The sequence below is a fragment of the Hydrogenovibrio sp. genome (genome assembly GCF_049975065.1).
In the GTDB taxonomy this organism is placed as follows: Bacteria; Pseudomonadota; Gammaproteobacteria; order Thiomicrospirales; family Thiomicrospiraceae; genus Hydrogenovibrio.
Genome location: NZ_JBNGDN010000097.1, coordinates 1 through 7,177 on the forward strand (window position 1 = coordinate 1; position 7,177 = coordinate 7,177).

A 7,177-nucleotide genomic window follows, 5' to 3' on the forward strand; every position below is an offset into this window, starting at 1 on the left:
GCCCAGGCCTGGGCGGTTTTTGAGTTAGAGTTTTTGCAGACCGTCCGTGTTGCAATCATTTTGCAAGGCTTTCAGTAGTTCGATGGCGATTGCTTGGCTGGTCGGAATCGTATCTGGATTCTCGCTCGGGAATTGACGGCTGCGCGTATTGGATTGAAAAGCGCCGAGCTTGACGCTGTAAAAACGAATCTTGTCTTTTTGATTTTCGGTGGCCAGGGTTTTCATTAATTGCTCCAGTCCGGCTTTCGCCACCCCGTAGGCTCCGTAGTAGGCTGGATTGGCCTCCAAGTTGCGATCCAGCATGGCGACCAACTGCCCGGCTGAGGCCGCACGCAATAGCGGCAATGTCTGCTGAATCAGATGAAAATTGGCATTCAGGTTCGTGTGCAACACTTCATACCATTGGGTAAACTCGAAATATTCAATGGGGGTAAAGGCTGGCAAAATCGCCGCATTTAAAAAGACCCCATCCAAATGCCCGTATTCGCTTTCCAATGCCGTTTGCAACTGGCCGTAATGGTCTATATTGGCACCGAGTAGATCCATCGGGAATAAGGCCGGTTCCGCCCGACTGGTTTCGGAAGCGACAATGGCATCATACAAGTGGTTCAGTGCTCCCAGATTTTTATCCAACAATATCAGTTGGTTGTCATCTTGGGCTAAGGCAAGTGCGAGGCTGCGCCCTAAGCCTTCTGCGGCGCCGGTTATCAAGTAAATACTCATAGTTTCTCTTGGATAAAGTGGGTGATTTCAATGGGCGTTTCAAAAATGTAGTCCGCTGGCCAAGCGGTCTCAGAAACGGCTTCCGGCAGGTAGCCGAACATGGCGGCACCGGTTACCATACCCGCATTCAACCCGGCCTCAATATCCCTTGGGTGGTCGCCTAGGTAAATGCAGTCTGCGGCATTCACACCGCACTGTTGCGCCGCCAGCAAAAGCGGTTCCGCATGGGGTTTGCGCACGGTTAAAGTGTCCCCGCAAACCACACTGGCGGGCACGGAGGGAAAGTGTAAGTTCTCCAGCAATTTTTCCGTGAGCCAAGTGGGTTTATTGGTGACAATTCCCCAAGGTCGCTGACGTTCGGCCAAGCAGTTCAAGCCTTCTGCCAGGCCTGGGAAAAGACGGGTATGCACGTCAATGTGGTCAAAATACACATCCAAAAAATAGCGGCGCTTCGCTTCCAGTGCCTCCCCCTCCAGCCCAGGAAAAGCCAGTTCGGTCAGGGCCATCCCCCCTTGGGAAACGGTCTTGCGAATGTCCTGATATCGCAAGGGCGCTTGCCCGAAGTGGCGACAGGTTTGATTCAGCGCATAGGCAAAATCATAAGAGGTATCCAATAAGGTACCGTCTAAATCAAACAGCACACACTTCAAATTCATGTCGATTTTCTCCCAAAATGGTTGCAATTAACCCGACTCATAAGGGCTTTTGAAAAGCCATAATATAGTTAATATCGAATTTTTCCGTCAGGCCGTACCGCTTCAATAAGGGATTGAACTCGATACCGGCGCCGCCTCGTAGCAGTAAACCCGCCTGTCGCGCCATGCTTCCTAGCTCGGAAGGCTTGATGAATTTGGCATGAGTGTGCGTGCCTTTCGGCACTAGGTTCAACCAGTGTTCGGCCGCTACGATCCCCAGCCAATAAGACTTTTGATTTCGGTTCAGGGTTGAAAAAAACACCCAGCCACCCGGCTTCACGCTCTGGGCGGCCGCCTGCACAATGGCGGCCGGGTCTGGCACATGCTCCAGCATTTCCATACAGGTCACCAAATCGTAATGCGCTGGATGCTGCTCGGCGTGTGCCTCGGCCGAGGCCAGCTGATAGGTGACCGCAACCCCCGTTTCCAGGCTGTGCAATCGGGCAATGCTCAACACCTCTTCGGCCAAATCCAAGCCAGTTACCTGAGCACCCGCCTGTGCCAGAGATTCAGACAAAATGCCACCACCGCAGCCAATGTCCAGCACCTTTTTATCTGGCAGGCTGAGGTGTTGTTCGATAAACGCCCGTCGAAAGGGGTTAATCTTGTGCAAAGCGGCGAACTCACCGGACGCATCCCACCAGGTGTGTGCCAGCTGGTTAAAGTTATTTAATTCGTCCGAATCGGCATTGTCGGTTCTTCCCATACCTGAATGATCAGAATGATCGGAGGTATCGGGATTAACGGTTTCCATAGAAGCTCGGGTAGAGACACCTGACATAACATTCTTCCTAGCAATAAGCGGGGTGAAATCGGCTTGAAATTATAGCAACTACCGCGTTTCAGGTGTAACGAATCGGTTTAGAGACGCCTTTACCGTGATTATCCATCCATTCCGCGTAATTCCTGAAGGAAAACGCCGTTTTTTCAGTTATAATGCTCAGTCTATTTTTAATAAGAACGCTTTGCAACCAAGCCTGACGATTTCAACAGGTCTGCACCCAAGATGCCAGACGCGTACCCGACTCGGCACGCAGGCCGCAGCCTTAAACAATGAATCAAGTTCATGAAATTAAGAATCTTCGGTTTGGGGTAAAGACATCTAACTATAAAGAAACTGTGATTCTATGTCCGATTTTGCAAGAGAAATTCTTCCGATCTCATTAGAAGATGAGATGAAACAATCGTATCTCAGTTATGCCATGAGTGTCATTGTGGGTCGCGCCCTGCCGGATGTCCGGGACGGCCTCAAGCCAGTTCATCGTCGCGTGCTTTACGCCATGAATGAGCTGGGGAACGCCTGGAACAAACCCTATAAGAAATCCGCTCGTATTGTGGGGGATGTCATCGGTAAATATCATCCGCACGGGGATACCGCCGTTTACGACACCATTGTGCGAATGGCGCAACCGTTTTCCTTGCGCTATATGCTGGTGGACGGGCAGGGGAACTTTGGTTCCATTGATGGTGACGCACCCGCCGCCATGCGTTACACCGAAGTGCGCATGGCGAAGATTGCACACGAATTGCTTGCGGATTTAGACAAAGAAACCGTTAACTTTACCCCCAACTACGACGGCTCCGAAAGCGAACCGGACGTTCTGCCGACGCGCGTTCCTAATCTGTTGGTCAACGGCTCCTCCGGCATTGCCGTCGGCATGGCCACCAACATTCCGCCTCATAACATCAATGAAACTGTCCGCGCCTGTGTGGCGTTAATTGATGACTCTTCCTTGGATGTTCCGGCGTTGATGGAGCATTTGCCGGGGCCGGATTTTCCAACATACGGCATTATTAACGGCACCAAAGGCATACGAGAAGCCTATGAAACCGGTCGCGGACGCGTACAAATGCGTGCCAAAACCGCCATCGAGACGGACAAAAGCGGCAAGGTATCCATTATCGTCAATGAAATTCCTTACCAAGTGAACAAGGCCAAGTTAATTGAACGCATTGCCGAGCTTGTGAAAGAAAAGAAAATTGAAGGCATTACCGCTTTGCGCGACGAATCCGACAAGGACGGTATGCGCATTGTCATCGAAGTACGCCGAGGGGAAGTGCCCGAGATTCTCATCAACAATCTATACAAGCAAACGGCCATGCAAACCGTTTTCGGCATTAACATGGTGGCTTTGATCGATGGCCAACCGAAGCTGCTGAATCTAAAAGAGGTTCTTGAGGCCTTTATTCGCCACCGCCGTGAAGTAGTGACGCGCCGAACGATCTTCGACCTTCGTAAGGCGCGCGAAAAAGCGCACATTCTGGAAGGCCTGGCGGTGGCACTGAACAATATCGATGAAATGATCGAATTGATTAAGGCCTCGCCCAGCCCGGCTGTCGCCAAGGAACGCATGCTGGAACGCGACTGGCCGGTTGGCCAGGTCACGCAATTATTGGAACGGGTCGAAATGGACGATGTTCGCCCGGAAGACCTGCCCGCAGGCTTTGGTGTGGACGGCTCCGTCTACAAGTTGTCGCCCAATCAGGCGCAAGCCATTCTGGAAATGCGCCTTCACCGTTTAACCGGGTTGGAGCAGGATAAAATCCTGAATGAGTACCGTGAATTGGTGTCCAAAATTGCCGAATTTCTTGAAATTTTGCGCAACCCAGACCGTTTAACGCAAGTGGTACGGGATGAACTGCTGGAAGTGGTTGAAAACTTCGGTGATGAACGCCGCACCGAGATTGACCATTCCTATCAAGACATTGATGCTGAAGATTTGATTGCGGTCGAAGATCGCATCGTAACACTGTCACAGGACGGTTACATCAAAACACAGCCTCTGTCGGACTATCAGGCGCAGCGTCGGGGTGGGCGCGGCAAATCGGCTACGCAAATGAAGGAAGACGATCAAGTCGGTCAGATTCTGGTGGCCAGCACCCACGATATGTTACTGTGCTTTTCCAATCGCGGCAAACTCTACTGGCAAAAAACCTGGCAGCTACCGCTGGCCAGTCGTGGCTCGAAAGGCAAGCCGATTGTGAATGTGTTGCCACTGGAAAACGATGAGTACATTTCGTCCATTCTGCCAGTCACGGAATTCTCCGAAGGCTATTATGTCTTTATGGCGACCAAGAAATCGACCGTCAAACGTGTCGCCTTGGCCGATTTTTCACGCCCAAGAGCGAACGGTATCATTGCCGTCGATTTATTGGATGACGACGAACTGGTCGGCACGGCGATTACCGACGGCGAGCAGGACATTATGCTGTTCAGCAATATCGGCAAAGCCATTCGTTTCGACGAAAATGATGTTCGTGTCATGGGGCGTCAGGCACGCGGTGTACGCGGTATGAAACTGAAAGACGAGATGTCGATTATCAGTATGCAGGTGGCCCGTAAAGACACCCTGATTTTGACGGCAACCGAGCACGGTTACGGTAAATGCACACCGGTGGACGATTACTCCACCATTAACCGTGGCGGACAAGGGGTCATTTCCATTAAAACGTCGGATCGAAACGGTAACGTGGTTTCATCCGTCGCGGTCACGCCGGAACAGGAAGTGGTGTTGATTACCAATAAAGGGACTTTGGTGCGTACGCGCGTTTCCGAAATCTCCGTTGTGGGGCGTAATACTCAAGGCGTGAAGCTGATTAACGTCGGCAAAGGCGAAGTCGTGGTCGGTTTGGCGGTGGTTGACGTTCAGGATGAAGCGTTGCTGGAAGCCATTGACGAAGCGGATGGCGGTTCCATCGAGAATACAGCGCCGGAATCGGAAGAGGACTCCGCAACGGAATAACGTTCAAATAAGGGCCTGTTTCTCAGGCCCGAATTCCTAGTTCAAGAAATAAAGAGACACAATGAGAGCATTTAATTTTAGTGCCGGCCCTGCCATGTTGCCGGAAGCTGTTATGCGCAAGGCGCAGGCGGAATTTTTAAATTGGAATCATACCGGCATGTCGGTGATGGAAATGAGTCACCGCAGCAAGGAATTCATGGAAGTCGCCCACCACATGGAAGCCACTTTGCGTGAGATCATGGGGATTCCAAACAATTATAAGGTGCTGTTTTTGCACGGCGGCGCTTCTTTGCAGTTTGCCGGTGTGCCGATGAATTTGACGGAAGCCGATGATGTGGTGGATTACGTCAATACCGGTGTCTGGTCACAAAAAGCGATTAAAGAAGCCGCCCGTTATGTCAAGGTAAACGAAGTGGCGAAGGCCGAAAACACCATTCCATCACCGGAAACATGGCGTTTGTCACCTGAAGCCAAGTATTTGCACATCTGCCAAAACGAAACCATCACCGGTGTAGAATATCAGTCTGCGCCCCTTAGCGACAAACCCATTATTTCCGACTTCTCATCCACCGTACTTTCCCGCCCAATCAATGTTTCCGATTACGGTGTCATCTATGCCGGTGCGCAAAAAAACATAGGTCCGGCAGGCCTGGCGATTGTTGTGGTACGCGAGGACTTGATCGGTCACGCACGATCCGATACGCCAAACCTAATGAACTGGAAAACCTACAATGATAACGGTTCGATGTTCAATACGCCCGCGACCTTCTCTTGGTATTTAGCCGGGTTGGTGTTCGATTGGATTAAAGAGCAGGGCGGGGTTGACGCCATGGGCGAAATCAATCAGCGTAAATCGAAAAAACTGTACGACCTGATCGATGCGTCAGACTTCTTCTACAACGAAGTGGATCCATCGGTACGCTCTTGGATGAATGTGACCTTTAAGTTGAAAAATACCGATTTGGACGCGGCGTTCCTGGAAGAATCGAAAGCGGCCGGTCTGTTGAGTTTGAAAGGTCATAAAGCCTATGGCGGCATGCGCGCCAGCATCTATAACGCCATGCCGGAAGAAGGTGTGGATGCATTGGTTCAATTTATGAAAAACTTCGAAGCGAAATACGCCTGATGATGGCCAGCCCTGAGTAAAACGACAAGACTGTATGATTGACGAAACCGAAAAACAACAATTGAATAAGATCCGAGTAGAGATCGATCAAATCGACGCTGAGATTCAGACGTTGATTGCCCTTCGTGCCGATTGCGCACAAAAAGTGGCGGATATTAAAACCAAAGGCGGCCAGGTCGAGGCGGTTTTTTACCGTCCCGAACGGGAAGCACAGGTCTTAAGAGCCGTTAAAGAACGCAATAAAAGCTTGATTTCCGATAATGAAATGGCGCGTTTGTTTCGAGAAATCATGTCGGTCTGTCTGGCATTGGAGCAACCGATCAAAGTGGCCTACTTGGGGCCGGAAGGGAGCTTTACGCACGCCGGTGTCATCAAGCAGTTCGGTTCTTCGGTACACCCGCTGGCGGTTTCGTCGATTGAAGAAGTGTTTGAAGCCGTTGAAAAAGGCGAGGCGAATTATGGCTTGGTTCCGGTGGAAAATTCCACCGAAGGGGTGGTGAAACAAACTCAAAATGAGCTGGTGACCACGCCTTTGAAAGTTTCGGGAGAAGTGGGGCTGGAAATCCATCACGGCCTGTTGTCACAACAGAATTCGTTGGACGGCATTGAAAAGATTGTTGCCCATCCTCAAGCGCTTGGCCAATGTGAAGAGTGGTTGAAAAACAACGCACCGCGCATCGTGCTGGAGCCGGTGGAATCCAATGCCTTGGCGGCACAGATGGCGCAGCAGGATGCGAGTTTAGGCGCGATTGCGTCGGAAGCGGCGGCGCAGCTGTATTCTTTAAACGTACTGGAAACGCATATCGAAGACCGCAAGGATAATACGACCAAGTTCTGGGTCATCGGCTCCGAAACGACCGAGCCCAGTGGTGAAGATAAAACCGCTATGG

General features: G+C 51.1%; 6 protein-coding genes. 3 read left to right on the forward strand and 3 right to left on the reverse strand.

Going from position 1 to position 7,177, the window contains the following annotated elements; all coding sequences use genetic code 11:
- Window positions 1-24: 24 nt before the first annotated feature.
- Genes ACP5D0_RS09395 through ubiG form a run of 3 tightly spaced genes read right to left on the reverse strand, consistent with a single transcriptional unit; the run spans window position 25 to window position 2,124 of the window.
- Window positions 25-723 (reverse strand): SDR family NAD(P)-dependent oxidoreductase, encoded by a 699-nt coding sequence (locus ACP5D0_RS09395; RefSeq protein ID WP_472365497.1) that lies wholly within the window; start codon window positions 721-723, stop codon window positions 25-27.
- Window positions 720-1,379, reverse strand: coding sequence for an HAD family hydrolase (locus ACP5D0_RS09400; protein ID WP_472365499.1), 660 nt, complete (start codon window positions 1,377-1,379; stop codon window positions 720-722). The genes ACP5D0_RS09395 and ACP5D0_RS09400 overlap by 4 nt, the downstream gene beginning before the upstream one ends.
- A gap of 37 nt (window positions 1,380-1,416) precedes the next feature.
- Window positions 1,417-2,124: a bifunctional 2-polyprenyl-6-hydroxyphenol methylase/3-demethylubiquinol 3-O-methyltransferase UbiG gene (ubiG, locus tag ACP5D0_RS09405; RefSeq protein ID WP_472365504.1), complete on the reverse strand. Its 708-nt coding sequence runs from the start codon at window positions 2,122-2,124 to the stop codon at window positions 1,417-1,419.
- Between the two features lie 421 nt (window positions 2,125-2,545).
- On the opposite strand from ubiG, the gene gyrA reads away from it, so the two are divergent.
- The 3 genes from gyrA to pheA all read left to right on the forward strand — a co-directional run.
- Window positions 2,546-5,161 carry a DNA gyrase subunit A gene (gene gyrA, locus ACP5D0_RS09410; protein WP_472365500.1) on the forward strand — a complete coding sequence of 872 codons (2,616 nt, stop codon included), beginning with the start codon at window positions 2,546-2,548 and terminating at the stop codon, window positions 5,159-5,161.
- Between the two features lie 61 nt (window positions 5,162-5,222).
- Window positions 5,223-6,287 carry a 3-phosphoserine/phosphohydroxythreonine transaminase gene (serC, locus tag ACP5D0_RS09415; protein ID WP_472365501.1) on the forward strand — a complete coding sequence of 355 codons (1,065 nt, stop codon included), beginning with the start codon at window positions 5,223-5,225 and terminating at the stop codon, window positions 6,285-6,287.
- A gap of 34 nt (window positions 6,288-6,321) precedes the next feature.
- The coding region (gene pheA / locus ACP5D0_RS09420) for a chorismate mutase (protein WP_472365503.1) at window positions 6,322-7,177 on the forward strand (856 nt) is incomplete at its 3' end.